This is a genomic window from Paenibacillus sp. FSL R7-0312, from assembly GCF_038004445.1.
GTDB lineage: Bacteria > Bacillota > Bacilli > Paenibacillales > Paenibacillaceae > Paenibacillus_AQ.
Genome location: NZ_JBBORE010000001.1, coordinates 3368705 through 3394322, shown reverse-complemented (window position 1 = coordinate 3394322; position 25618 = coordinate 3368705). Strand labels below are relative to the sequence as shown.

Below are 25618 nucleotides of genomic sequence, written 5' to 3'. Positions count from 1 at the left end.
TGAAAGGAGAGTAACTATGCCAGAACCCGTTATAGCCAGCCAGGCGGCCCCTGCGGTACACTCCTATCCAAAACTGTGGGCCAACAAAAAATTCATGCTGCTGCTCTGCTCCTTTTCCATTTCCCTGTTCGGCAATACCTTTCACAGTATCGCTCTCAGTCTCTGGGTGCTTCAGACCACCGGCAGTGCCAAGCTGGTGGCTGTACTGACGGTCATTAATCTGTTGCTCAGCTCGCTGCTCGGATCCATTGGAGGAACGTTTGCAGATCGGATCAACCGCAGAACAATCATGCTGGTCACGGATCTGATCAGCTGCATACTGGTAGTAACGCTCGCCCTGGTCCTCTCTCTCTCTTCCGCTTCCTTCATTATCGTAGCCCTGCTTACTGCGTTGACTACTGTATCTGCCCTGTTCCAGTCCCCCGCCTACCAGTCCTCCATTATCACCGTGGTTGGCAAAGAGCATGTCCAGCAAGCCGTAGGCATGCTTAACCTGTCAGAGAATATTTGCCGGACAGTTGGCTTTTCCATGGGCGGAATCTTTGTAGCGAGCTTCGGTGCGGCGGATGCCATTTTATTCGATGGAGTCACGTTTCTGGTCTCCTTCCTGCTGGTTCTTGCTGTCCGTTCCCTTCCCGTGCCGACACGCGTGAATTCCGAGCCCGGGCAGAAGAGGAATTTTATTCAGGACCTTGGGGAGGGCATACGGTATATCTGGAAATTCCCTTTTGCCAAGGCCGTCATCATTATGCTTCCGACGCTCACTCTATTCTTCATGCCCTCGCTGATGCTGACCCAGGTTATGGCCGTCAACGTCTGGAAGGCAAGCCCGTTCCAGTTCGGACTCATGGAAGCTTGTATCCCGCTCGGCTATATGATCGGCTCAGGCATAATTATGATCCTGGGCTCCAGAATCAGACGGAGAGGATTATTTATTATGAGCGGCCTGTTCTGTCTGGGCCCGATGTACATCCTGTTATCATTCATCCCTTCTGCGGCCACAGCCATTCCTATCATTCTCCTGATTGGATTCATGTTCTCGTTCTGCACGCTGCTGATCAATATCATCCTCAGGCTGGAAATATCGGAAGAGATTCAGGGCCGGGTCTTCGGAGTACTTGGGTCGATTATGAGTGTCGCTCCGTCGATCGGTCTAACTCTTGTCTCCTACCTCTCGGATTATTTCAGCCCGGGTCCTGTCATGGGTTCCATTGGTCTGCTGCTGTTCCTGTTCGCCTTATATGCTTCCACCAAGCTCAAGATCATTCGGGATTATAAATAAAATTCCGCAGCACTTCTTCCATTTTCTTCAGTTTTCTGTAAATAACCGAGCGGTCCACATTTAATTTCTTTGCCGCTTCTGTACCGTTTCCATAACAATCCTTCAGCACTTTTACAATATAACGTCCCTCTGCTACTGCAGTGAAATCCTTCAGCGCAGACAGGTGATGTTTGTTCTTGGCTATGAAGTGGTCGATTGCAAACCAGTCCGCTACCTGATCCTCTTCCTCCTGGCTAATTCCCATGTATTCCGTAACCACAAGCCGTTCGATATAATTCCTCAGCTCTCTCGCATTCCCGTGCCAGGGCTGACTCAGCATCTTCTCAAACTCTTCCGCACTTAAGACATATTTCTTCCCGTACATTTGATTGAAGCTGGCGATATAACTGGAGATTAGTCCTACAAGGTCCAGCTTGCGGTTACGGAGCGGAGGAATATGAATCGGGATCACATTAATCCTGTAATACAGATCTTCGCGGAATAGCCCTTTCTTCACCATACTCCACAGATCCCGGTTCGTAGCTGAGATCACACGGCAATGGACCGGTATATTCACGATGCCGCCGACGCGTCTTACTTCATTATTCTCCAGAACCCGCAGTAGCTTGGCTTGCATCTCAAGCGGCAAATCCGCTATTTCATCCAGAAAAAGAACCCCGCCACTCGCAATTTCAATCATGCCCGCCTTCACTTCCGTCTGTCCTTCCATGACTCCTTTTTCGTATCCAAACAATTCATATTCGAATAGAGCCGGAGCAATAGCTGCGCAATTAATCGCAATGAAGGGCCCCTTCCACTTTTCACTTCTTAGATGAATATATTTGGCTATTACCTCTTTACCGGTCCCGGATTCACCATAGATTAACACTTTACTGTCGTAGGACGCGATCTGGTTGCAGACTTTAATGATCTGTTTCATGGCCAGGCTTTCAGCTACAATCCCTTTGCCTTCCCCCGCTGCTGCTTCACCGAGCTGCTTGTTGATCTGCTGGGTTACAGGTACATTTGCTTCATAATAGGCGTGCTCCTGCTTGAATTCATTAGAAGTGGTGACTACCAGCTGCACCTCCCCATCCTTATCCAGAATAGGAATCGCTGTTGAGAAGATATGAAATCCTCTTGAGGTGATGACATTCTTCGAAACCTTTTGTTTACTTTGAATGGCCTCCATCGTAATTGAATGAGGATAATAGCCGGCCTTCACCAAGTCCTGGACATTCGCCTTCAGCAGCTCCTCCAATTGAACTCCGATGGTTAAAGCGGTAAATTCATTGGAGATTAATATATTTCCGTGTGGATCGGTAACAAATAAAGTGGACGGCAGCTCTTCCATAATTTCGTCTATCGTACGTTTACCTGATTTTTTATTTCTTTTGGTCAAATTTATCAGTCCTATACTATTATAGTAACGCTTACATCCTTATATAGAAAAAAGCCAAACGATATCATTACGTAAATGATACCACTTGGCTTATGATATGACACTTTATTATGCGCCTACAACTGATAATGGCCCCAGCTGTAAATGTCCCAGCTTCCCGAGGGTTTCCTGCGCCTCTTCGAACATAGTGGTAATCATCTCTTCAACCGTAGTAATCTTATTCACCATCCCGCAAATCTGTCCAGCCATTACGGAGCCCGTATCTGTATCTCCTTCAAATACGGCCCGGCGCAAAGATCCGAGGCTTAATTTCTCCAGCTCTTCGCGCGAAGCCTTCTCATTCTCAAGTCTCAGGAATTCAGCAATCATACTATTCTTGATGCTTCTTACAGGACCGCCCAGGCTGCGGCCAGTCACCGTTGTGCTAGTGTCATCTGCAGCAATGACGGCTTGTTTGAAGTTCTCGTGAGTAGGGCATTCCACTGTAGCCAGGAACCGGGTTCCAACCTGAACACCCTGTGCTCCGAGTGCAAATGCAGCCGCGATGCCACGGCCATCCGCAATCCCGCCGGCTCCGATTACCGGAATCGACACTGCACTGGCGACTTGAGGCAGAAGAGCCATCGTCGTGGTTTCACCCACATGTCCGCCTGCTTCGGTTCCCTCGGCAACAATTGCATCCACACCTAAGGCTTCCATTTTCTTGGCGATTTTGACCGAAGGAACTACCGGAATAACGATAATGCCATGCTCTTTGAGCGTCTTCATGTATGGAGCAGGCGTGCCTGCACCTGTGGTCACAATCTTCACGCCTTCTTCGATAATGACCTCAATAAGCTCAGGGATATTGTTCATCATCAGCATCAAATTTACAGCGAAGGGTTTATCGGTGCTTGCTTTCACCTTACGGATCTCATCACGAAGACGGTCCGCGGTAAATCCGCCTGAACCGATAATGCCCAGCCCTCCCGCATTGGACACAGCACCTACCAGAGGAGAAACTGCGATTTGAGCCATGCCCCCCTGAAAAATCGGATATTTAATCCCTAATAATTGTGTAATCGACATTGTGTTAACCTCCATTTATATTGTTCGTTAATGTAACTTAGTTATTCATTAATGTAACTCAGTTTCTTAAGCGGCTTGGGTAACTTCAGGCTGCGGCGGCTGTTGTTTATCCATTGCTTTGTACACAAAGGTTAGGGCAAAGCCCACCAAAGAGATCACCAGCGCGATGTAAAAAGCATTCGTGAACATTCCGTCATTGGCTGCTGCCACTTTACCGGCAATTCTCGGTCCGAAGAAGGCAGCTCCTGAATAACCGATAAAGGTTACACCATAGTTGACACCGTAATATTTCATCCCGAATTTCTCGCCGACAATCGAAGGGAAGATGCCCATGGTTCCGCCGAAGCACAAGCCAATGCCTGCGATGGCTACCGCAAATCCGGCGATGGATGTCGATAATGCTATTGTCAGCATCATGGCCGCAATGACCAGATAGATCATGAGCAGACATTTTACCCGGCCGATTTTGTCGGATACAGCGCCCCAGAATACACGGCCGATGCAGTTACTGAGTGAGTACAGACTTACATATAGTGCTGCGGCTGCGGCGGAGAGGCCAAACATCTTCTGTCCGATGACAGACGCATTGGCGGTTACCATCATGCCTGACAGGGCACCGATTAGGAACAGGCAGGCGATGACATAGAAAAGCGGCTTCTTGATCATTTCATGCCACTGTACATTCACGCCGCCCTTGGCAGCTCCGGCAGCCGGAGGCGTCCAGCCCTCAGGGGCATAACCGGCCGGTGCAGGTCTAACGAGCAGACCCAGGCTCAGAATAATTACCAGGAAGACGGCACCGAGCATGATCAATGCCGGCTGGACACCCTGACCGCTGATTAACGCGTTGGCTATAGGTGCGATAACAATGGTTCCGCCGCCGTAGCCCGCTGTAACAATTCCTGCAGCCAGGCCTCTTTTATCCGGAAAGAGCTTCACACTGTTGCCGATGGTCGAGGAATATACGATCCCCTGGCCGATCCCGGTAATAACACCGTAAGTGATATACAGCATCCAGGGCGCGGTTGCGAGTCCCGATAGAATGAAGCCGATCCCGAACATGGCTCCGCCAATAAAGATAGCCTTCCTCGCTCCCCCTTTATCGACCAGCTTCCCTCCCAGAATCATTGGAATTGGAGAGATTGCTGCATTGATCGTAAAAGCCATCATAATATCCGGCATCGAAACATCAAACACTTTGGTTAATGGAAGGGCGAAAATACTGAATGCGTATATTGCACCTACACAGATATTAATAATGGCCGATGCGATCAGTATCCTCCAGCGGTTTAACTGAATATTCATGAGATCATCCCTTTTCATAGTGTATTGAAGCATTGATAGATTAATATACTTCCAATAAGACCCGGTTTTTCTCGGCAATAATAGATTTCAGCTTCCCCCAGTGTTCGTGGAACATGGCTTGATCCATTTGCTTGAGTGCGGGTGAGATCACCGGTACAAAGTCCATCTGATCCAGAATATGTGTCTGCAGGTCAACACCCGGTGCGATTTCAGTTAAGGTTACTTTTCCATCCAGCAGTTCAAATACTGCGCGCTCCGTAACATATACAACCGGTTGCTCTACTTTGGCCGCATAAGAACCGCTGAACGTGATCTGCTGCACCTTCTTAATGAACTTTTTCACTTTTCCCTCTTGAAGGATGTGCAATTTCCCGTCTTCAACCTTGATCTCGAGACCGCCGGCGGTAAATGTACCTGCGAATACCAGCTTTTTGGCTGCTTGAGAGATATTAATGAATCCGCCGCATCCGGCTACCCGGGTACCGAATTTGCTGACATTTACGTTCCCGGATTCATCCATTTGAGCGAGGCCAAGGACAGATAAATCGATACCGCCTCCATCATAGAAGTCGAACTGTGCGTCATGATCTACGATGGCCTCAGAGTTATAAGCATGACCGAAGTCCTTCAGACCTGCGGGAACACCCCCGATAGAACCGGCTTCCGTGGTTAGAATCAGCTGGTCACTTACTCCCTCCTCTTCTGCTATGTTGGCAACATTTACCGGAATTCCAACCCCAAGATTCAGGATCGCATTCGGCTGAAGCTCAATTGCTGTGCGGCGGGAGATGATTTTGCGTTCATCCAGCGGCAGTGATTCAATAGATTCGGTAGGTACCTTAACATGACCGGAGAATGCCGGATTATATTGGGTGTTCTCTGTCTGGTAATGATTCTCCGGCTTGGACACGACAATATAATCTACTAGAATCCCCGGAACTTTAACATCCTTAGGGTTAAGGGTGCCGCGCTTGGCAACCGTCTCTACCTGGGCGATCACGATACCTCCCGAGTTTCGGACTGCCTGGGCGATGGGCAGGACCTCCATATGCAGGCCTTCTTTTTCCAGCGTCAGATTGCCATTCTCATCAGCCACGGTTCCGCGGATCAAGCCGACATGAATGGGAAAACACTTATAGAATAACCACTCTTCGCCATCAAGTTCGATAACCTTTACAATGTCTTCCTTCGTGGACGGGGACATTTTGCCGCCTTCGACCCGGGGATCAACGAACGTCTCCATGCCTACTTTGGTAATCACACCCGGACGCTTGGCTGCAATTTCCCGGTAGAGCTGAGTAATTACACCTTGGGGCAAATTGTACGCTTCACATTTGTCTTCTTCGATCAGCTTCGCCATCCCGGGGGAAGCAATGGCAATTCCGCCAATCCAGCGTTTAATCAATCCTTCATGGCCTAAATGGCTCATCCCTTTGTCGCGGCGGTTGCCGACTGCACTGGCGTGCATGACCGTCAGATTTCTCGGCAGCCCCGTTTGCATGAAGCGGTCTTCAATGGCTATCCCCATCTCTTCTGCCCAGCAGGATAATCCAAATCCGCTGGCTGCCACTGTATCTCCGTCTTTGATGAGTTCCGCTGCTTTGGCGGCTGAAATTACTTTGGTCATTTCATCTGCTCCCTTGTATGTGAATAATTTCACTTCGGTGATTAAAAAAATAAAACGGTTGCTTCATACGCCTTGAATGTATTGTGAAATATTTCGCAATGTCATCGTATTACAGAAAAAAGGACCGGTCAACCGTCCCAAAACGGCTTTAATTAAAGGTTTTTTTCTGTTGTTTTTTTGCGACTGGCTCTGTTGAACACACCCTTTTCAAGCAGGTTTTTTCTTCAATGCCTGATATGCAGGCCTGACTAAACAGCTGAAATACACGGTTGAATTTCCCCCACCCGGTCTAGAGGTATGAGTCGCAAAATAACCACACTATTTCATCCCTCTTAGTCTGGCCGTTAGTGACAACAACGCGGAGGCGGCCTTTCCTATCCGGCGGATAATACAAATTGATGCAGAACCGAAATTAAGTTATTCCGTATCTGTCCAAAAAAAATAAAATATTTTTCCGATATTGCGTAAATTGCATTTTTGCAACAGCAGATTGAAGCGGAAGTACTCAAAAAATAATTCAAATCCATATTTTGTAGACGTAACTTTCCTTTTCACTGGTGCACTAGACCTTAGTCAAAGAAAGGGCATTGCCATGCGCATGTCCTAAAAATGAACGGCCGCTGAGAATGCCCCTAGGCCTACATGATTCATAAGAACCCGCAGGAGAGCTTGGCTGATTACCTGTCGACCAAAGTGTTCCATGCAGAAGAAGGGCAGGTGGTAGCTCCGGGCAGCGTTGAGGTGGATGGCTTCGCCTTGTTTATGGAGCGTTACACGGAAGGACTGGCCATTGAGCGGGCAGCAGTAGATCATTTTGTGGAGAATTGGAAGAAGTGAAAAATGCAAAAGAGCAGCCATCTTCCCGTCAATGGGCAATGGCTGCTTTTTATTTGGGGCATATGAAGCTGTTCCCCTTACCTCACAAATACACAAACGGCTCCTTCGCATCCACGAACGTGACCGGAAGCCCGTCTACCAGCGGCGTCAGCCACTCCGCCATATACTTCATGCCCCACTCCTCGGACCGCTCATGGCCGATTACGATCATCGCTTTGTTCATGCCCAGCATGGCGGCATCATTCACATAAGCGCATAAGGTCCACTCCGTAATATCGCCGCAGATCATCACATCCAGGTTCTTCTCCTGCATCAGCTCCATCGGCATTTGCTCCCTGCCTAGCCCGAGGCTGCCGCCTCCCACCAGGATGCCGATACGGGCACAGGCTGCTTCCGGGTTACCGACAATCTGAATGACCTTCATGCCCAGCCGCTGCTTCAGGAAGCCGGCCAGCGCACCGACGGTGGTCCCTTCAATCTGATACCCCCAGGCATCCTTATCGTCCAGCTTCTTGTCCTCCCAATCCAGCTCCTTGAGCAGACCGTCATAAATCCGGTCCGTATCGGCCAGGTGCATGTGGTCATGGAACCGCCAGATCGTCATTCCGTGTTCATCAATCAGCTTCTTCTTGGCCAGATATACCGGGTCCTGCTGAAGCCAGTCCAGCGAATCCATTCCGGTAAAATAGGTGGGCTCATGGGTAATAATCAGGTTCGCTCCGATTGCAATGGCTTCCTTGATCACATCCACAGTCGCCATGAACGTTGTGACAATCCCTGTGACCTCCATGTCTTCCTTGCCGCTGGCAAGCACATCACAGGTCTGTTCCAGCTTGCGTCCTCCGCAGCAATCGAGTAGAATCCGGTCAATAACCTCCTGGACATTCATCGCTCATTCTCCTTTTCATTTCAGTTGTCAGCCTTTGACAGCACCAATAATCACGCCGCGGGTCAGGTATTTCTGCATGAACGGCAGGACGAACAGCACGGGCACAATGCCCAGCACCGCCATTGCCATCCGCACGGCTGTGCTTGGAAGCGATACGGACTCCGCACCCAGCACGTTGCCGGCCTGACCGGAATTGAGGAATTGAATGTTGCTCATGAGTTGCATCAGCAGATTCTGAATGCCGTATAATTGCGGCTTCGATACAAAATATAACGCATTGATCCAGTCATTCCAATAGGCCAGGCCCATGAACATCCCCACGGTAGCCATCACCGGCATGGACAGGGGAAGCATAATGCGGAAGAAGGTCCGCAGTTCTGAAGCCCCGTCGATCTGGGCAGCTTCGATAATCTCCAGCGGAACATTATTCTTGAAATAGTTACGGACCAACAGCACGTTGAAACCGTTCGCCAGCAGATTGGGCAGAATCAGCGCCCACAGGGTATTTTTGATATGGAAATATTGGGTCCACATGATATACGAAGGCACGATTCCCCCGCTGAACAGCATAGTGAAGAAGACGACAAACGCCAGCACATTATGATATTTGAAATCGGACCGCGACATCGGATAAGCAAGCATACTTGTTATAAGCAGTCCAATGGCAGTTCCCAGGATCGTAACCAGAAAGGAAACGCCATAGGCTCTGATGAAGATGTACGCCGAGGACTTAATATACCGGTACGCTTCAAGACTGGTATGCTCAGGGAAGAAGCTGTACCCGTTGCGGATCAGGGTCGTCTCATCGGTGAACGAGGCAATGACAATCAGAAGGAAAGGTAAAAAAGCAAAAACCGTCAGCAGGAACATCACGACCGCAGAAAACACAGTAAACGTCCGTTCTCCTCTTGTTTGGATCATCTGTATTTCCTCCTAGAACAATGCATTTTCTGGATTAACCTTCTTGACGATGGCATTGACCGTAAGCACCAGGGCAAAGCCGACCAGCGACTGATACAGACCGGCTGCCGCCGACATTCCAATATCATTCAGCTGCATCAAGGCGCGGTAGACATACGTATCAATCGTCTGGGTTGTGCTGTACAGCGCACCGGAGTTCATAGGCACCTGATAGAACAGGCCGAAGTCGGAGTTGAAAATCCGTCCCATAGACATCAGCACCAGCACGATAATGGTCGGCTTCAGCAGCGGCAAGGTAATCATGCGGATCTGCTTCAGCTTCCCGGCCCCGTCAATTTTGGCAGACTCGTAGATGCTCTTGTCGATGCCTGCGATAGATGCGAAATAGATAATGGAACCGTAGCCTGCCGTCTTCCAGATCTGAATAAGCACCAGCAGATAAGGCCAATATTTCGCCTCCGAATACCAGTTAATCTCCGGAATCCCCAGCGGCCGGAGAATCGAATGATTCACGAATCCGCTGTCGGCGTTCAGAAAGGCGAAGACGAGTAACGAAAGGACGACCATCGAGATCAGATTCGGAAGAATCAGTCCGGTCATGAACAGCTTCGAATAGAGCTTGTTCAGCAGCTCCGACATCAGAATGGCGATGAGAATTGAAACTATGGTTCCAAGCGCGATAAAGGCCAGATTATACAAGAGTGTATTCCGGGTCATAATCCAGGCATCGCTGGTCTGGAACAGAAAGGTGAAATTCTTGAAGCCGATCCAGTCACTGCCGAAGATGCCCTTCGCATAGTTGACATCCTTGAACGCGATGAATACCCCGAACATGGGGAAGTAGCTGTTGATTAGAAAGTACAGCAGGCCCGGGCCCGCCAGAATTAATAAAGGAAGTGTTTTTTTGAGTGGTTTGGATTTAGGTTTGGCTATCATGCCGGATTCACCTCCATTGCCGAAGGCTGAGCCTCCGTTAGCGGCTCAACCTTCAGCAGGCTTAATTAAATTACTGTTTTTGCGCGGCAAGCCATTGATCCAGTTGTTGCTGCTTGCTGTCTATAATGTCCTGTGCACCCGCATCCTTCAGCGCACTGTTGAATTTCGCAATAATGCTCTCAGGGTCTACCGATCCGCTGACAAGCGCCGGCAGGAATTGATTCACTACGTTGTTCACAGCACTCATCTGCGTCTTCACTTGGCCTTGGTCAAAGATAAATCCGAAATACGGGGATCTGGTGGTATCCTTGTTCTCCTGGAGCTTCAGTTCCACATCCGACCAGTTGATTCCCTCCATCTGATACTGGAGGGACTCGGAGCCTACGATCCCGGAGCTAAGCATAGCTGTGTAAGGGACTGTATTGGCGTCCATGCCCTCAGGGAATTTCACATGATGCTCATCCACCTTGAGGTAATCCTCCCCTTCGATTCCGAAGAGAATGGTGTTGATCAGCTCTTTGTCGGTGTACAGCAGGTTCAGGAACTTGACGGCAGCTTCCGTCTCCTTGGAGGTACTGGAGACCATCCAGGTTACGGAGTTCACGGCACTTGTATCGAAGTAGAACGGGGCGATCCGCTTGGTCTCAATGTTTTTCCCGACTTGCGCACTCAGCTGCTTGCCAACCTCCATACCGCTGTACCCTCCCAGGAAGGAGAATCCGCGCCCGGAGGAGACCATCTCCATCGCTGTAATCGTCGTAGTCGCAGTATCCTTCTGCAAGTATCCCGCATTGAACCACTCCCGCATCATCTGTATCCCATTCTTGAATACATCGGATTCGTAGAAGTTTACGACCTTGCCGTTGTCGCCGATGACCACACCGACTCCGGTGGTATCGGTCAGGTAATCCACCTTGCTGGCACCCTTCATCCAATTCACAAGTCCCGTATCTGTCGGGTTCACATTAATCGGGCCAAACGGAACCACATCGGGCAGCTTCTTCTTCACGGCAGCGAAGACAGCGGGCAGATCCTCCACCGATTGGATCGTGTCAGCCGAGACTCCTGCGTCTTTCAGCATATCTGCGTTGTAGATGATATTCGTAGGTAAAGCCATCCCTTTATTTACTGGAATTCCATAGATATGCCCATCCATTGTAGTGCTCTTTAGGATATCCGGACCGAAATCCTTGTCCAGAATGGCGGATAGCTCCTTACCATGTTCGGGAAGCAGCTCTTCGAGCGGAGCTACCTGACTCTTGGACACATAGTTGGAGAATTGTCCTAGCGTGGTGAAGATATCCATTTTCTCTCCGCTCTGGAGCGCCAGATTGACCTTCTGGGCATAATCCGCCGGACCGAAGAGCCGGAAATCTACTTTGACACCGATCTTCTCGGTTGTAATGGCATTGATCGCATTCGTCACCTTGCTCAGATCATCAGGAATCCGGTTGAAGGACGGCAAGGCAAACACAATCTCAGCAGCCTTGGCCTTAGCTTCTGTATTCCCGGAACCCTCGGACGTTGTATTGGAATTGCCGCCGCAGGCGGAGAGCAGGGAACCGCAGATTACCATAGACAACAGCAGTGAACCTAACCCCTTTTTATTATTCATGATCATGCCTCCTGTTCTATATTTACATTCTCATTGTACTGGTCCTGGAGGGGGGCAGGCTTTCAAAAAGACGGGCTGTTTTTATAAAAAAACGTACTGGAGCGTGATTCTCTGGCGGGCGGCGTGACCGCCCTGCTTCGGCCAAGCAAACAAGTGGAAAAAGGCAGCTTCGTTTCTCCATTTCTACGAATGATGCCCAAGCAAGTGGACAAACAGCATCTATTATTTGAAATTTTTCAACTTTACAGGAAATGCCGCGAATTAAGTGTTGTTTATTCAGCAACAACTGTATACAATCCAACTAAAATCTCTATAGCAAGAAGCTCCGCTTCTCACGGGGAGATACGGAGCTTCCTGCTATAGAACAGCCTTGTGCTTGGCACGATAAGCTGCCGGTGTTTCGCCGGTCCATTTTTTGAATACTGTCGAGAAATAGGAAATCGTATCAAACCCGGTATCCATGGCGATCTCCCCTATGCTGGCCGCACTCTCCAGGAGCATCTGCTTCGCCGCCCGGATGCGGCAATCGTTCAAATATTCCTTGACCGTCTGCCCGGTCCCGTTCTTGAAGACCTTCGCCAAATAGTCCGCTGTCAGATAGACGCTTGCGGCAACATCCTCACGGCTGAGGTCTTGAGTATAATGGTCCTGGATGAACCGTTTGGCCCGCTCGACTACGCCTTCCGACTGCAGCACTTCCCTGATGGAATCCACCGTCTTCTCCGTAAGCACCTGCGCCCACTTCATGAAGTCGAACACACTGCTCTCGGCATCCTGGGCCAATTGCTGGCTGAGTTCATCGGCAAACAACCGGTGTGCCTGAATATGATGCCGGGAGAGCAGCGAATAGACCACCTGAAGCAGATCTTCCCGGATGGCATGGAGGGTTGCCGAATCCAGCTTGTTCCGGCTGGTCAGCAGCTCCAGCTCCTTCTTCAGCCGGTTCACAATCTGCGCCTTCTCCTTCTGGACGAACAGCAGGGTGAACAACTCGGTATCCAGGGTATAGCGCTCGGTTAGATCAACATAGAAGGGTTCGTTCGGCAGATGGACCCTTCCCCTGAAAATAAGATTCGACTCATCCGCCTGCTCCAGCTCCGCCTTGAGCTGCGAGAGACCGGAGATGGCCGATGGCTCACTGAAATAACAGGTGGCGGTACACTTCAGATAATGTCTGCTGAGCCGAATGATCTCTCCGGCACTCGCCTCCAGCCACTTCTTATCCACCTGGCTCTCGGCAAGAACTGCATTATAGAACACCTTATCGACCTGGTAGGCGATGATCCGCCCGCCGCTCACCTGGCTGCTGAGAATTTCAGAGACGAGGTTCGAGAGCGCGTAATGGAAGATACTTTCGTCCCACTCCCGTTCAATCTGGGAGCGGGGAACACTAATCAGCAGCAGCCTATAATCCGCCAGTACGGAGACAGGCAGCTCCCGCTTCTGCACTTCACTCTGAATAAGCCGGATTCGGGGAGATATCGTCGCTGTCAGGACCTCACTCCAGAAGCTCCGTTCCATCAGATCCTGATTCTTGAGCCATGCCTGACCCATTTTGCTGTATTCACCCATCATGATTTTGTTCTTCAGCGTATCCATGGACTTGCGCAGGGCCGCCTCCAGCTCCTGCTTGTCCAGCGGCTTAACCAGATAAGAGTCGGCATCATACGAGATGGCCTTAGAGGCGAAGCTGAAGCTCTCATGACAGGTCAGGAAGATGAACCCGCCTTCATATTGGCGGTCTCTCGCCCACTGGATCATATCAATCCCTGAGCCGCGCGGCATTTCGATATCGCAAATGATCAGATCCGGCTCGGCTTGCCCGAATAACTGCTTCGCATCCTGTATATTATGGGCGGCCTGCACTTCCGTAATCCCGAATTCATCCCAATTGACAATCCTGCGCAGGGCTTCTACGGTTGGAATATCATCATCAATCAACATACAACGCATATTTATCCCCCCTCTGATATGGGCTGGTCCACCCGGTTCACAGGTATCCAGAGCTCTACTCTTGCGCCTGTAGACTCTGCATTGGACAGCTTCAGCAGATCATCGCGTTTGTAGAGCAGCTTGAGGGTTTTGCGGATATTGGCGATTCCGACCCGGCCTCCATCCTCCGTCACCTGTACGGACTCCGGCGAATTCAGCCATTCGGCAGTGAAGCCTGCTCCGTTATCCTCAATCACAATACTGACAAACGGACGCCCGTCCCTGGTCTCTATCCGCACCCTGATGAAGATGGACAGCATCTCCTGATAGAACATGGCGTGCTTGAAGGTATTCTCCACAAAGGTCTGAATCATGAATTGCGGTATCGGTACCTGCCGGGCTTCCTCCTGGATCTCGATCATGAAGAAAATTTGATCCGGGTAACGGATCTCCTGCATCCGGATGTAATTCTCAGTGTGCCGGATCTCTTCCTCCATCGTAACTTCCATCAGCCCGCCTCTGAACATATACCGGAGATGTTCCGACAGGCAGTGGATCAGGCGCCGGATTTCTTCATTCTTATTCTGATAGGTTAAGCTGGTGATCGTCGAGATCGCATTCAGGAAGAAATGGGGCCTGATCTGCATCTGCAGATATTTGATCTCTGCGCGGCTGATCTCGATCTGTTCTTCATAAGATTGAATCTTCAGATCCTTAATTTCACTGACCATGGATTCCAGCGCATGGAACAGCTTCATGAATTCCAGGGAGTACGGTGTATTCTGGGGAATCTGGTATTCCAGCTGACCCTGCTCGACGGCCTTGGCCGCCTTCACCAGCTCCAGAATCGGCCTCAGCACATCCCTGGTCAAGAATCTCAGCACTAGCGGTACAACAATCGCCGAGAGCACCGCCAGCAAGGCGATCCCCCACTGAATAAGCTGAAGGCCCGAGAACAATCCGCCCTTGGGGACCATATTGGTCATCTGGCCAAACTCGCCGATCGGTTCAGACACAATCAGGAAGCTGCTCTGATATTGCTCCGTTAAGCTCTCCAGGGTTGTGTCCGCCTCATTCAGGGAGATATTATTGGCAGCCAGTATTATCCCCCCTGCATCACTCAGTACATACCGGTTCTGATCATTGGCCCCTCTGTCTACCATAGACAACAGGTTGTCCGCCTTCACCAGGGTTCCGAAGCTGACGTCTGAATAGGTAATGTATTTGAACAAATAATATTCGTCCCGGATCTGGAACACCTTCCATTCCCCGCTTTGCGCTACCGGAGCCGTATCGAACTTGTGCATATTCAGAAAATCAACCAGAGCCAGCTTATCCCCGGACTCCATCCGGCTATTGAACTGCTCCAGCACCAGTTCTCCGGAGAGTCTGATGAACATGCCGTCACTGGAATAGCCGCCCGCCATTTTCGCCTGCAGGTTGGTTTTGAGCTGCTGGACCTTGAAATACCGGCTGCTCTCATCCATACCCGCTGTATTGACAGCGGTATCTATGTTATGGTCGAACACCTCAATCAGATCCTTGGAGAAATTGTTGAAGTTGTTATGAATATTCGCCTGATAGAGGGCAAGTGTATTCCGCGAGCTGGTCAGCGCATTACTTCGCACCACCTCCAGGGAGTATATATTGCTCAGCACAAGGATGGACAGCAGGATCACAAGAATCACGGTCATCTGCAACGAAAATTTGAAAATGATACTGTTCGTTCGGATCATCCCCACCTCCTCCTTCCCCCGGAATTCAGCAAGCCCCTGAAGCCGATACGAACTCGATGGGCCCAGGGGCGTGCAAGTATGCAATTTGCTGTTAGATAAACTGAACTTAAGATCCAAACTTGAAGCTCTGTCGTCACTACGGTGAATGTTTGGCCCTCCGGCCGCTGTTGTCTCCAGATTTATTTAATTTTAACCGTTATCTATATTGTTTAATTATCCGCCCACTCCAGCGCAGCTTCAATGTGCTTATCCCAGTACTCCCAGTTGTGGTCTCCCGGGCCTTCCACATAGTAGTGTCCGGCCCCTTCACCCTCAAGGAACTGATGGAACCGGCGGTTCACATCCAGCAGCATATCCTCTGTTCCACAGGCCATGTACAGCTTCGGCAGCGCAAGCCCCTTCGCCTTCACATCCAGCACAAGCTGCTCCGGGTCTTTATCACTGCCCAGCAGCCGGCTCAAATCACCGAACACACTTGCGTAATAGGAATAGCTGGCGATGCCATCCTTATAGTCCGGGGGAATGCCCGCAATCCGGTAAGGGATCAGCGCCGAGGACAAAGCTATAATCCTGCCGAATTGCTCCGCATACTTCAGGCCGTTGCGGATCGCTCCGTAGCCGCCCATGGATAAACCGCCGATCCATGTATCCTCGCTCGCCGCAGACAGCGGGAACATCCGGCGCGTGAACTCTACCAGTTCCCTGCCGACATATTCACCGTAGAATGCGTCTCTGTTCTCATCATCCACATAGAAGCCATTCTCACCGGCAGGCATAAATACCGCAATCTGATATCTGTCCGACAGCTCCCTGATCCGTGAGAAGCTCATCCAATCATTATGGCTCCCGGAGAAGCCGTGCAGCAGATAGAGGGATCTTAAGGGCTGGCCCGCCCATACCGGCAGCCCCAGACCCTCAGGCAGATCCACCGGCAATAACGCATTGAACGTCACTTCCCGCTTCAGACATTTCGATTGCAGGCTTATTTGCAGTGTAGCCATAATCATTCCCCCTTAACATGATTAGGATTAGACCCGGTAAACCGCTTCCTGTCCTTGCTCATCCACATATTCAATCACAGTCTGGTAATTCTGCAGGTCAATGAACAGTCGGCAGTAGTCTCCGCCATGCTCCCACATCAGCCGGATCTCATGGTCTGCCGCCTCCAGCACCCGGAACGTTCCTCCGAAGGCACTGTAGGTATTGCGGAAACGAATCAGCTTCATCAGCCGCTGCACCACCTCCCGCTGAGTTTCTGCTTCAATCTCCTCCAGCGTATAGTTATGGCGGTTGATCTCCCGCCCTTCACCCGTCAAGGCTACCTGCTCCAGATCATTACTGCCGGCCAGCAGGCCCACATAATAGACCTGCGGGATACCCGGTGCGAAGAATTGAATCGCCCGGGCCGCCAGATAAGCATCGTCATCTTCATTCAGCGCGCTGTAATACGTGCAGCGGATCTGATGGACATCGAAGCCGTCCGGAGCCTTATGCTCCTCCGACAGAATCAGGCTCAGGTTCGCCCCCCGCTCCACGCAGAGATCCACCAGCTTCTGTGCTTCCTTCGTATCAATCAGATCATCCATATCCGGCTTCACCGGAACGCCGTCGTGACAATCCAGCATCGTGAACTGCTTATGCGGGCGGGTCTGCAGATAGGAGTACAGCTCCTTATTGGATCTGCCGGTCAGTGCCTCAAGCACCCGGTAGGGAAGGATGAAGTCGTAGATCCAGCAGCCGTATTCCGATAGCTTGTTCTGTATACTGTAATGTGCATGTACCTCGGGCAGCAGCTCTATATCCAGCGAATCCGCCATCGCTTTGATCCAGTCCAGAAATTCATAAATCTCCGGCTCCACAAAAAAACAGCTGGTGCCCAGCTTCTTGATCACATATCCCACCGCATCAAGCCGGACGATCTTGACATTCTGCGCTTTGAAATTCTCAAAGAACCGCTGCAGCAGCTCCCGGGTGAGCGGTGAATGGATATCGAGATCAATTTGCTCGGAGGGATCGGTTTTGCCAAAGGTTGTCCAGACCTTCTCTTCCCCGCTCCCCGGGGTGGAGTAGGTGGAATAGGGCAGAGGCCGCCGCAGGAACATCTTCTCAATATCCGCCTGGACAGGCTGGCCGTCCGCCCATATTTTGTCCAGGGTAATGAATAAATCGGCATATGCGGAAGCCCGCCCCTTCTCCAGGAAGTCCTGGAAATAAGGCGATTGCCTGGAGATGTGATTCACCATCAGGTCTACCAGCACATCGAATTCTTCCCCTATGCTGCGGATATCCTCCCACGTGCCGAACTCCGGCTCAATCTCCAGATAAGTCAGCGGAGCGAACCCGCGGTCCCCGGAGGAAGGAAAGGGCGGCAGAATATGAATTCCGCCTGCAAACAGATCAGCGAACGGCCCGCGCAGCACCTGATGAAGCTGCTTCAGGTCGCCGCCCAGCGAATCGGGATAGGTAATCAATTGGACTTGATTCTTCAGTGTCATCTTCTTCCTCCTACAGGTTATATTCTTGTTGTATGACTTCCAGGGCAGGCAGATTCACTACGGCCCCTGTAAATTTCAATTTGTACGCGCTGACGGCAAACCCCAGCTCCAGCGATTCTCTGAGCGTATACCCTTTAACGACTGCCGCATAGAAGCCGGACCAGAAGGCATCTCCCGCTCCTGTCGTATCTTCGATCCGGGTAGCTCTGGTAGCGAACGCCAGCGTTTCCCTTCCATTGGATACCAGAGCGCCGTCTTTGCCCAGCGTCATAATTACCAGCTTGGCTCCAAGCGCCAGGAATCTCCCGACTTGCTCTGCCGGAGTTCCGGGTCCGAACAGACGCTCGGCATCATCCTCCGAAGGCTTGATGATATCCACCTTCGGGATCATGCTTTTGACATAGGCCACCCCGTCCTCACCCTGCTGCCAGATCAGGGGATGATAATTGGGATCGAAGCCGATGAGCAGGTTATGCTTCCTGGCCACCTCAATCACCCGTTCAACCGTATCACGCGACGGGATTCTTGAGATCGGCCAGCAGGAGAAATGAATGATTTTAGAATGAATGACCGCCTGCTCAAGCTCATTATTATATTCCAGCCCGTAATCCGCCCCGCGGTAAAAGATCGGAGTCGGCGTGCTCTGACTCTTCGTAATCACCACCATACTGGTAGACGCGTCTACCTGCTGGATTCCGCTGGTATCCATCTCCGCACTTTGCAAGCCCCTGATCAGAAACCCGCCCAGACCATCCTTCCCCACCGCCGAAGCGACATGAGACCGGATGCCGAGCCTATGGACATTAATGGCAATATTGGATGGCGATCCGCCGGAATATCTGGTATATCCATTACATGCTGTGTCCTCGCCATACTCATTGGCAATCATATCAACGAGCAGTTCCCCCACCGTTAACACATCGTTCGTTTGATCTTCAAACGGTATTGCCTCACCGAGATTAAACACCCGTACTCCCCCTTGCCCTACAATATCCCTTCTTCATATCCATTCTATGGTTTCTGTAGCTGGTTTACTTTCAAAAAACCGTTCTCTTTTTTCAATTTAAGTGGAAACGGCTTTGCCGTCCTTCTATAGGACGGTACCGTTTCAGCGAAAAATGATTCCAGATGTCCGGCCATCCCTCACGAATTCAAGGCCCTTGCCAGGGCATGAATATATTCTTCCCTGGCTCTGCGGCTAATTCCGGCTGTCGGAACGACATGCTCGAAGCCGTGATAGCCCCCGGGATAGAGATGGAATTCCACTTCTACACCGGCCTGTGCCAGCCGGGTGACATACTCAATCGTCTCATCGCGGAACGGGTCCAGCTGTCCGACGCAAGTATAGGCGGGCGGCAACCCCGCCAGATGCTGCGCACGGCCGGGCGCAGCATATGGGGAGGTAGCTTCGCCTCCGGCAGGTCCGCCCAGATACATCTCCCAGGCGATCAGGTTGTTGGCCCGGTTCCACACTGCCGGATGCGTAATCTCATGACTGGAGGGTGTAAGATTGCGGTCGTCAAGCATCGGGTACAGCGGAAGCTGGAAGCAGAGAGATGGACCGCCCTTATCCCTTGCCATCAGTGCCAGGGCAGCAGCCAGTCCCCCACCTGCACTCGCTCCGCCGACTGCTATCCGGGAAGCATCAATATGAAGACCATTTGCGGCACCCGCCAGCCACACTAACGCCGCGTAGCTGTCTTCTATGGCTGCCGGGAACGGATGCTCAGGAGCGAGACGGTAGTCGGGCGATACAACGACACAGTTGGCCGTCTCTACGAAGCTCTCACATAACCCATCATCCCCGCCGGGATGACCCAGAATGTAGCCTCCGCCATGGGTCCAGAGCAGAGCGGGCAGCGCATGTTGTTCCTTTCTCTGCGCCGGTTCGTAGATTCTGACCTGCATCTGATGGCCACCGGCAACGGTCAGAACCTGTTCTGTAATGCGGACGCGCTCCGACTTCACGGCAGGCAGTGGAATGTTATTTCTGGCGGCAGCCAGATCCTCCGGCAAATGAAACGGCGGTAATTCGGCAATCCCCTGTTGTAATTCCGGGGCTGCCCGGTGAATGAATTCCATCTATGTTTCCTCCATTATTGTTCGTATGTGAATGAATCTTAGGTTCCTCAAGCTTAAGTGGTTCTCTTCTCCGCTAATCGGACCGGAAGAATCGTCTCCAGCGGGACCTGCTCACCGGCAATCTGCTGAAGCAGATAATGCACCGCTAATTCGCCCATCTTCTTGATCGGCTGGACGATGGTCGTCAGATCCTCAGCATCTCCTGCCGCAATCCCATCATAGCCTATCACCTTCACTTGCTCAGGCACCGTTCTGCCGAGCCTCCGGCATTGCTTGAGCACCTGCAGCGCCAGCATATCACTGCTCGCAAATACACCGTCGAGCTCAGGACATTCCTGAAATAGGCTGCTTACCAGCTTCTCATACTCCTTATACTTGAAACCGTTCAGATCCGTTTGTTTCACGATGAACTGGACATCTTGTCCGCTGACCTGCTCCAGGAAGGCCTCATGTCTCTGTTTAGCCAGGAGACTGAGCCGCAAATTCCCGCTGAGGTAGGCTATATTCCGGCATTTTTTCCGCAGCAGTAACCGGGTAGCCAGTACGCCTCCCTGATAATTATCAGAGGCAATAAACGGAATAGACCTGGAGATCTGCCGGTCCAAGGAGACCAGCGGCAGGTTAATCGACTTATAATCGTTCACGCTCATTGTATGGCTGCCCATGATGATCCCATCGACCCGGCTGGCTCTCAGCAGATCAATATATTCTTTCTCTTTCTTCTTATGGTGCAGGGAATTGCACAGCATGAGCTTATACCCGTGTTCGTAGGCATAAGCCTCAATATGCTTGGTGACCTCTCCGAAGAACGGATGGGAAATATCCGGGAGGATAAGACCTATAATATTGGATTTCTTGCGCAGCAGGGAGCGTGCTACCTCACTCGGATGGTAGTTCATCTCCTCCATGACATCGTTCACTTTTTGCTTCAGGCTGTCACTCAGATATCCACGGTTATTGAGCACACGGGAAACGGTTGTGACGGAGACGCCCGCCTTCTCTGCAATATCTTTGATCGTTACAGCCATCCGTACCCTCCTCCCCGGAATCAGCTCTCCTCCTTCGTTAAGGGAACGGGAGAGATCCTATATTAACCGGTTAATATATAAGTGTAAAACGGGTTCGCCGTCCTTAAAAGGACGGTATCCGTTTCAGCGGGAGCTTGTTTCTATGTCGTACCTCGTTCCACCACTGTCACCGGGAACGTGTTCACCATCGTAACGGCTTCGCCTTCAATCTGCTGAACAGCCAGCTTAATGATAGCTTCGCTCATCTCCTGAACCGGCTGCCGGACCGTGCTTAGGCGCGGTGAGATCAGCGAGGCGATCTGTACATCATCGTAACCTACGATTCGGACCTGCGAGGGAATATTCTTGTTCAGCAGGTTGCAGGCATGAATCACATCGGCGGCAATCACATCACTGCTGGCAAAAACACCGTCGATCTCAGGATGCTCCTGCAAATAGGCGGTAATGTCGGTGTTGCTTCCGGCGTAATTGCCCCCTTCAGCATCGAGCTGCAAATGCAGCGGCTGCAGTCCTGCGCGCTCCATCTCCGCTTCATACCCTTCCCTTCTCTGGCCCGCCAGCATCAGATGATGCTGGGGACCGTCAATTCCCCGGTAAATATAGACCGGATGAAGACAGCCCTTGCCGATTAATAACCGGGCAGCAAGTCTGCCGCCCTCCAGATTATTGGAGGTGACCACAGGAATCTCCACCGAGATTATACGGTCGAAGGAGACAATCGGCAGATCCAGGTTCAGATAATGCTGGACATCCAGCACCGCACTGCCCATGATGATGGCATCGACCTGATTTTTTTTGAGCATCTCGATGTATTCCACTTCCTTGGCTACGTTGCGGTTGGAATTGCACAGCAGTAGCTTGTAGCCCTTAAGATCAGCATAATATTCCAGATAGGAGGTTAGCTCGGCAAAAAAAGGATGCGAGATCGTCGGTATGATCAGCCCGATCATATTGGATTTTTTGCGGAACAGGGCCCGGGCCATTTCATTCGGCTGATAGTTCATTTCCTTCATCACCCGGTAGACCTTCTCCTTCGTCTTCTCACTGATATACCCTCTATTATTAAGCACTCTGGAGACGGTATTGACAGACAGGCCCGCTTGCTTGGCTACGTCTCTTAGATTCGGCATAGAAACCACCTTGTTTTTAGTTTCAATTATAGATGAATTCTGCCTGCATTACAGCTACATCGTTCTACCTCTTATTTCAAAGCACCTTCCGTAATCCCCTTGATGATCTGCTTCTGCAGGAACAGATAGATGACCAGCACGGGGATAATCGTCATGATCAGCCCGGCCATCAGCGGGGCATAGTCTACCGAATAGGAGGAGAAGAACGTGTAAGTCGAGAGCGGAAGCGTCTTCTGGTCCGGCGACAGCAGCACGAGGCTGGGCAGAAGATAGTCGTTCCAAATCCAGAGCACATCGAGCACCAGCAGCGTTACGAATACCGGCCTCAGCAAGGGGAGCACAATACTGAAAAAGGTCCGCAGTGTGCTGCTGCCTTCGATAAAGGCCGATTCTTCCAGCTCATAAGGTATCCCTTTGATAAATCCGTGGAAGGTGAAGACGCCAAACGGAACCCCGAAGCCCAAATACATAAACAGCAGCGTCAGCTTGGTATTGAGCAGCCCCATATTCCCGTATAGCATAACCATTGGAATCATGAGTACCTGAAAAGGAAGCGCCATCGAGGCCAGCATGAGGAAGAACAGGATGGAGTTCACCTTCCATTTGTAACGTACGAATAAATACCCGGTCATGGCCGAGAAGATAATAATGACAAATACCGAAATCCCTGTAATGATCAAGGAATTCATGAAGCCCTGCATAAAGTCCATATTCTCAAAGGCGCTTGCATAGTTCTTGAAATCTATCGTTGTCGGTAGGGACAAAGGACTCTCGAAGAATTGCTGGGTGGTCTTGAATGAGTTCATAATAATCAGCAGGAACGGCGTTAAAAAGGCGAACAGCAACAGGTATAATAATCCTGTTTTGAGTCCGGAGAGGATGCGCTGGTTACCATTCATTAAGATTCCACCTCCAGTTTCTTGAGCAGATAGGACTGAGTCAAGGCTATAATCGCTACGACGGCAAACAAGACCACGGCTTCTGCCTGGCCGACACCGTATTGATTGGACAGAAAGGCTTTTTGAACGATATGGTAGGTGGCAAGCTCCGTCGAATTGAACGGCCCGCCTTTGGTCAAGGCAAGGTTGATATCATACGTAAGGAAGGAGCGGGACAGTGAGATGAAGATACAGATGACGATCGCAGGAACCGTAAGTGGCAGAATGATTCTGCGGATTACCGCATACCGCCCTGCTCCGTCGATACTGGCGGCCTCCAGAACATCACCCGGCACGCCTGTGAAGCCGGCAATGTAAATGATCATCAGATATCCGACGAGCTGCCAGGCTGTCGCAATGATCAGTGCCCAGAAGGCGGTCCCTGTGTCTGTAAGCCAGGAGGTCTGGAACAGATCCCAACCGTACTTATTGCCCAGGTAAGGCAACACCTGTGAGAACAAGGTCTGCCATAGATATCCGAGGACGATCCCGCCGACCAGATTGGGGGTGAAGAAGCCGGTGCGCAGCCATTGCTCCCCCTTCCCTCCCCGGGTCAGTGCCAGCGCAATGAAGAAGGCAAACACATTGGCAATCACCACGGTAAAGAATACATACTTAAGCGTGAACCACAATTGGCTGAGGAAGACTTTATCCCGGAACACTTCCAGATAGTTCCCGAAGCCGATTAGGCTGCTGTCCCCTGTACGGACATCCCAATTCGTAAAGGTCAAATATAAGCCGACGATGAACGGTATGATCACAACGGCGGTAAAGGCAAAGATGGAGGGACCTCCGAAGACTAAGAAGGTCCCCGTGTTCTTCAATGATAACTTTTTGTTCATAGTGCTGCCCCCTTTCCTCCATAAAAGATGGGCTGGGGCGCCGCCCCAGTCCCATCCAATCTTTTATCATAAACCAGCGGCCTCTTTATTTCCCCGCATAAGATTTCCAATAATCCTGAACTTCCTGCGCCAGTCCCTGGCGGTCAGTATTTCCTACCAGATACTTCTGCATCGCAGCGCCGGTCTTGGCCCAGTAATCCTGCGGCAAGTAATTAATCACACCGATATTGATGATGTTCCCTTGCTCTACGTATTTGCTGACGGCATTGGACATGATGTTGGTGCTCTGTGCCTTAAGATCCTTATACGGCATGGACAGCCCCATATCGGTAATAATGGCCTTTTGCCCGTCCTCGCTGGTTACCATCCATTCGATGAACGCTTTGGCGGCTTCCTGCTGCTCAGGTGTGGACTTCGAGTCATCTATGGCGAATAGCTTAGGTTCGCTGTAAGCCACTTGAGCGTTGCCGAAGTCTTCAGGGTTATTGCTGATTGGCAACGGAAGGATGCCGAATTCCTCGTCGCGGCCTTCAAGCGGTCCAATGACCGCCCAGCTCCAGTCTCCCATGAAGTAGAAGGCCGCGTCCCCTTTGGCAAAATCCGCGCTGTCCCGGTTATAATCGGATACAAGCGGGTCGCTCTTACGGGCGTTGTACGTCTTCAGCAAGTCGAAGGTATCCATCAGACCGGTAAATTGCGGATTCTCGGTTAGATTGACCTGCCCGTTCTTCAGCTCTTCCACGAATTTACGGTTGTCCTCCACCTTCTGCGATTGTAAGGAATAGGTCAGTCCCAGATAGTGGGCACCCAGCGACCAATCTGCTCCGTGGACCATCACCGGTGCCTTGCCTGCCGCTTCGATTTTCTTAAAGACCGCTTCCAGATCGTCGCGGGTCTTCACGGATGCAGGATCAAAGGTACCGCCAATGCCCTCCTCTACCGCACGTTTGTTGTACAGCAGGCCGTAGCCCTGGGCCGTCCATGGAATACCCAGGAATTGTCCGTCCAGCAACGCTCCATCAATGGCTCCCGGATTTGTCAGCGCTTCATACTTCGCCTTATCCGGCTCCAAGTTCAGAAAATCGTCCTTATATTGAAGTATCGTTCCTGCATCAAGGTTAACAATCGTTGCCGGATTACCGGAAGCCAGCAGGGATTGGAACTTTTCAAGCTGTGCCCCTCCGATCGGCGTAGGAATCAGTTCAATGGTTACCTTCGGATTCAGCTCGTGATACTTCTTAAACATCTCCTCAAACACTGTATTGACTTCTGCAGAGGTATTGAAGAATGTGAGCTTAACGTCTTTGGCGGCTGGCTGTGTCTGTGCTGCGCCTTCTTCCCCTTTGACAGCGCTGGTTCCTGAATTACCCTTGGAGCAACCGGCCAATAGCCCCATAGCCACCGTTAGACCCATAACGCAGCTTGCAAGCTTTCTCAATTTCAAATGAATTCCCCCTTACCAATAATGGTTTGAATGCGCATTCATTTCGGATGCAACTTTATGATAACCGGTTAACATATTTATGTCAATCGGTTATCATATTTAAATTTAATCTATTACAAAGGATTACAAA

The 25618-nt window shown here is 50.9% G+C and carries 21 protein-coding genes; 2 read left to right on the top strand and 19 right to left on the bottom strand.

The window, feature by feature from the left end:
• Positions 1 to 16 precede the first annotated feature (16 nt).
• Positions 17 to 1282, top strand: a complete 1266-nt coding sequence (locus tag MKX70_RS14785; protein ID WP_042238391.1) for an MFS transporter — start codon at positions 17 to 19, stop codon at positions 1280 to 1282.
• On the opposite strand, the gene MKX70_RS14780 is transcribed toward MKX70_RS14785, so the two are convergent.
• The 4 genes from MKX70_RS14780 to MKX70_RS14765 all read right to left on the bottom strand — a co-directional run bounded on the left by MKX70_RS14780 (position 1263) and on the right by MKX70_RS14765 (position 6663).
• Positions 1263 to 2615, bottom strand: a complete 1353-nt coding sequence (locus tag MKX70_RS14780) for a sigma-54 interaction domain-containing protein (protein WP_042243123.1) — start codon at positions 2613 to 2615, stop codon at positions 1263 to 1265. The genes MKX70_RS14785 and MKX70_RS14780 overlap by 20 nt on opposite strands.
• Positions 2616 to 2771: 156 nt before the next feature.
• Positions 2772 to 3731: a DUF561 domain-containing protein gene (locus MKX70_RS14775; protein ID WP_042139058.1), complete on the bottom strand. Its 960-nt coding sequence runs from the start codon at positions 3729 to 3731 to the stop codon at positions 2772 to 2774.
• 66 nt (positions 3732 to 3797) lie between these two features.
• Positions 3798 to 5036: an L-lactate MFS transporter gene (locus tag MKX70_RS14770; RefSeq protein WP_042238392.1), complete on the bottom strand. Its 1239-nt coding sequence runs from the start codon at positions 5034 to 5036 to the stop codon at positions 3798 to 3800.
• Between the two features lie 40 nt (positions 5037 to 5076).
• On the bottom strand, positions 5077 to 6663 hold the full coding sequence (locus tag MKX70_RS14765) for an acyl CoA:acetate/3-ketoacid CoA transferase (RefSeq protein ID WP_042238393.1): 1587 nt from the start codon (positions 6661 to 6663) through the stop codon (positions 5077 to 5079).
• A 642-nt stretch (positions 6664 to 7305) separates the two neighbouring features.
• On the opposite strand from MKX70_RS14765, the gene MKX70_RS14760 reads away from it, so the two are divergent.
• Positions 7306 to 7500, top strand: coding sequence for a hypothetical protein (locus tag MKX70_RS14760; protein WP_042238395.1), 195 nt, complete (start codon positions 7306 to 7308; stop codon positions 7498 to 7500).
• 82 nt (positions 7501 to 7582) lie between these two features.
• On the opposite strand, the gene MKX70_RS14755 is transcribed toward MKX70_RS14760, so the two are convergent.
• From MKX70_RS14755 to MKX70_RS14685, 15 genes are all read right to left on the bottom strand, one after another.
• On the bottom strand, positions 7583 to 8389 hold the full coding sequence (locus tag MKX70_RS14755; protein ID WP_042238397.1) for a Nif3-like dinuclear metal center hexameric protein: 807 nt from the start codon (positions 8387 to 8389) through the stop codon (positions 7583 to 7585).
• Between the two features lie 27 nt (positions 8390 to 8416).
• Entirely contained in the window at positions 8417 to 9310 is an 894-nt protein-coding gene (locus tag MKX70_RS14750) for a carbohydrate ABC transporter permease (protein ID WP_340840240.1), read from the bottom strand.
• A gap of 12 nt (positions 9311 to 9322) precedes the next feature.
• A complete protein-coding gene (locus MKX70_RS14745) occupies positions 9323 to 10246 on the bottom strand; it encodes an ABC transporter permease (protein WP_042238401.1) in 924 nt (307 codons plus the stop codon).
• A gap of 70 nt (positions 10247 to 10316) precedes the next feature.
• Positions 10317 to 11861: an ABC transporter substrate-binding protein gene (locus tag MKX70_RS14740; RefSeq protein ID WP_042238403.1), complete on the bottom strand. Its 1545-nt coding sequence runs from the start codon at positions 11859 to 11861 to the stop codon at positions 10317 to 10319.
• Positions 11862 to 12218: 357 nt separating this feature from the next.
• Complete coding sequence (locus MKX70_RS14735; protein WP_042238405.1) at positions 12219 to 13814, bottom strand: helix-turn-helix domain-containing protein; 1596 nt, start codon at positions 13812 to 13814, stop codon at positions 12219 to 12221.
• Positions 13815 to 13816: 2 nt separating this feature from the next.
• Complete coding sequence (locus MKX70_RS14730) at positions 13817 to 15529, bottom strand: sensor histidine kinase (RefSeq protein ID WP_042238408.1); 1713 nt, start codon at positions 15527 to 15529, stop codon at positions 13817 to 13819.
• Positions 15530 to 15738: 209 nt separating this feature from the next.
• Positions 15739 to 16530 carry an alpha/beta hydrolase gene (locus MKX70_RS14725; protein WP_340840239.1) on the bottom strand — a complete coding sequence of 264 codons (792 nt, stop codon included), beginning with the start codon at positions 16528 to 16530 and terminating at the stop codon, positions 15739 to 15741.
• Between the two features lie 27 nt (positions 16531 to 16557).
• Positions 16558 to 18024 (bottom strand): sucrose phosphorylase, encoded by a 1467-nt coding sequence (gtfA, locus tag MKX70_RS14720; protein WP_042238411.1) that lies wholly within the window; start codon positions 18022 to 18024, stop codon positions 16558 to 16560.
• 10 nt (positions 18025 to 18034) lie between these two features.
• Positions 18035 to 18991 (bottom strand): carbohydrate kinase family protein, encoded by a 957-nt coding sequence (locus tag MKX70_RS14715; protein WP_042238413.1) that lies wholly within the window; start codon positions 18989 to 18991, stop codon positions 18035 to 18037.
• 176 nt (positions 18992 to 19167) lie between these two features.
• Entirely contained in the window at positions 19168 to 20106 is a 939-nt protein-coding gene (locus MKX70_RS14710) for an alpha/beta hydrolase (RefSeq protein ID WP_340840238.1), read from the bottom strand.
• A gap of 53 nt (positions 20107 to 20159) precedes the next feature.
• On the bottom strand, positions 20160 to 21134 hold the full coding sequence (locus tag MKX70_RS14705; RefSeq protein ID WP_042238417.1) for a LacI family DNA-binding transcriptional regulator: 975 nt from the start codon (positions 21132 to 21134) through the stop codon (positions 20160 to 20162).
• Positions 21135 to 21274: 140 nt separating this feature from the next.
• A complete protein-coding gene (locus tag MKX70_RS14700) occupies positions 21275 to 22264 on the bottom strand; it encodes a LacI family DNA-binding transcriptional regulator (protein ID WP_340783811.1) in 990 nt (329 codons plus the stop codon).
• Positions 22265 to 22335: 71 nt separating this feature from the next.
• Positions 22336 to 23163: a carbohydrate ABC transporter permease gene (locus tag MKX70_RS14695; RefSeq protein WP_340783809.1), complete on the bottom strand. Its 828-nt coding sequence runs from the start codon at positions 23161 to 23163 to the stop codon at positions 22336 to 22338.
• Positions 23163 to 24044, bottom strand: a complete 882-nt coding sequence (locus MKX70_RS14690) for a carbohydrate ABC transporter permease (RefSeq protein WP_042238420.1) — start codon at positions 24042 to 24044, stop codon at positions 23163 to 23165. Before MKX70_RS14690 ends, MKX70_RS14695 begins: the two co-directional genes overlap by 1 nt.
• An 85-nt stretch (positions 24045 to 24129) precedes the next feature.
• Positions 24130 to 25488 carry an ABC transporter substrate-binding protein gene (locus MKX70_RS14685; RefSeq protein ID WP_231637703.1) on the bottom strand — a complete coding sequence of 453 codons (1359 nt, stop codon included), beginning with the start codon at positions 25486 to 25488 and terminating at the stop codon, positions 24130 to 24132.
• Positions 25489 to 25618 lie beyond the last annotated feature (130 nt).

What these genes read in the sequence shown, in the direction of transcription:
- MKX70_RS14785 (WP_042238391.1), top strand. Translation starts at nt 17, where the DNA reads ATGCCAGAACCCGTTATAGCCAGCCAGGCGGCCCCTGCGGTACACTCC.
- MKX70_RS14780 (WP_042243123.1), bottom strand. Translation starts at nt 2,615, where the DNA reads ATGGAAGAGCTGCCGTCCACTTTATTTGTTACCGATCCACACGGAAAT.
- MKX70_RS14775 (WP_042139058.1), bottom strand. Translation starts at nt 3,731, where the DNA reads ATGTCGATTACACAATTATTAGGGATTAAATATCCGATTTTTCAGGGG.
- MKX70_RS14770 (WP_042238392.1), bottom strand. Translation starts at nt 5,036, where the DNA reads ATGAATATTCAGTTAAACCGCTGGAGGATACTGATCGCATCGGCCATT.
- MKX70_RS14765 (WP_042238393.1), bottom strand. Translation starts at nt 6,663, where the DNA reads ATGACCAAAGTAATTTCAGCCGCCAAAGCAGCGGAACTCATCAAAGAC.
- MKX70_RS14760 (WP_042238395.1), top strand. Translation starts at nt 7,306, where the DNA reads ATGATTCATAAGAACCCGCAGGAGAGCTTGGCTGATTACCTGTCGACC.
- MKX70_RS14755 (WP_042238397.1), bottom strand. Translation starts at nt 8,389, where the DNA reads ATGAATGTCCAGGAGGTTATTGACCGGATTCTACTCGATTGCTGCGGA.
- MKX70_RS14750 (WP_340840240.1), bottom strand. Translation starts at nt 9,310, where the DNA reads ATGATCCAAACAAGAGGAGAACGGACGTTTACTGTGTTTTCTGCGGTC.
- MKX70_RS14745 (WP_042238401.1), bottom strand. Translation starts at nt 10,246, where the DNA reads ATGATAGCCAAACCTAAATCCAAACCACTCAAAAAAACACTTCCTTTA.
- MKX70_RS14740 (WP_042238403.1), bottom strand. Translation starts at nt 11,861, where the DNA reads ATGAATAATAAAAAGGGGTTAGGTTCACTGCTGTTGTCTATGGTAATC.
- MKX70_RS14735 (WP_042238405.1), bottom strand. Translation starts at nt 13,814, where the DNA reads ATGCGTTGTATGTTGATTGATGATGATATTCCAACCGTAGAAGCCCTG.
- MKX70_RS14730 (WP_042238408.1), bottom strand. Translation starts at nt 15,529, where the DNA reads ATGATCCGAACGAACAGTATCATTTTCAAATTTTCGTTGCAGATGACC.
- MKX70_RS14725 (WP_340840239.1), bottom strand. Translation starts at nt 16,530, where the DNA reads ATGGCTACACTGCAAATAAGCCTGCAATCGAAATGTCTGAAGCGGGAA.
- gtfA (WP_042238411.1), bottom strand. Translation starts at nt 18,024, where the DNA reads ATGACACTGAAGAATCAAGTCCAATTGATTACCTATCCCGATTCGCTG.
- MKX70_RS14710 (WP_340840238.1), bottom strand. Translation starts at nt 20,106, where the DNA reads ATGGAATTCATTCACCGGGCAGCCCCGGAATTACAACAGGGGATTGCC.
- MKX70_RS14705 (WP_042238417.1), bottom strand. Translation starts at nt 21,134, where the DNA reads ATGGCTGTAACGATCAAAGATATTGCAGAGAAGGCGGGCGTCTCCGTC.
- MKX70_RS14700 (WP_340783811.1), bottom strand. Translation starts at nt 22,264, where the DNA reads ATGCCGAATCTAAGAGACGTAGCCAAGCAAGCGGGCCTGTCTGTCAAT.
- MKX70_RS14695 (WP_340783809.1), bottom strand. Translation starts at nt 23,163, where the DNA reads ATGAATGGTAACCAGCGCATCCTCTCCGGACTCAAAACAGGATTATTA.
- MKX70_RS14690 (WP_042238420.1), bottom strand. Translation starts at nt 24,044, where the DNA reads ATGAACAAAAAGTTATCATTGAAGAACACGGGGACCTTCTTAGTCTTC.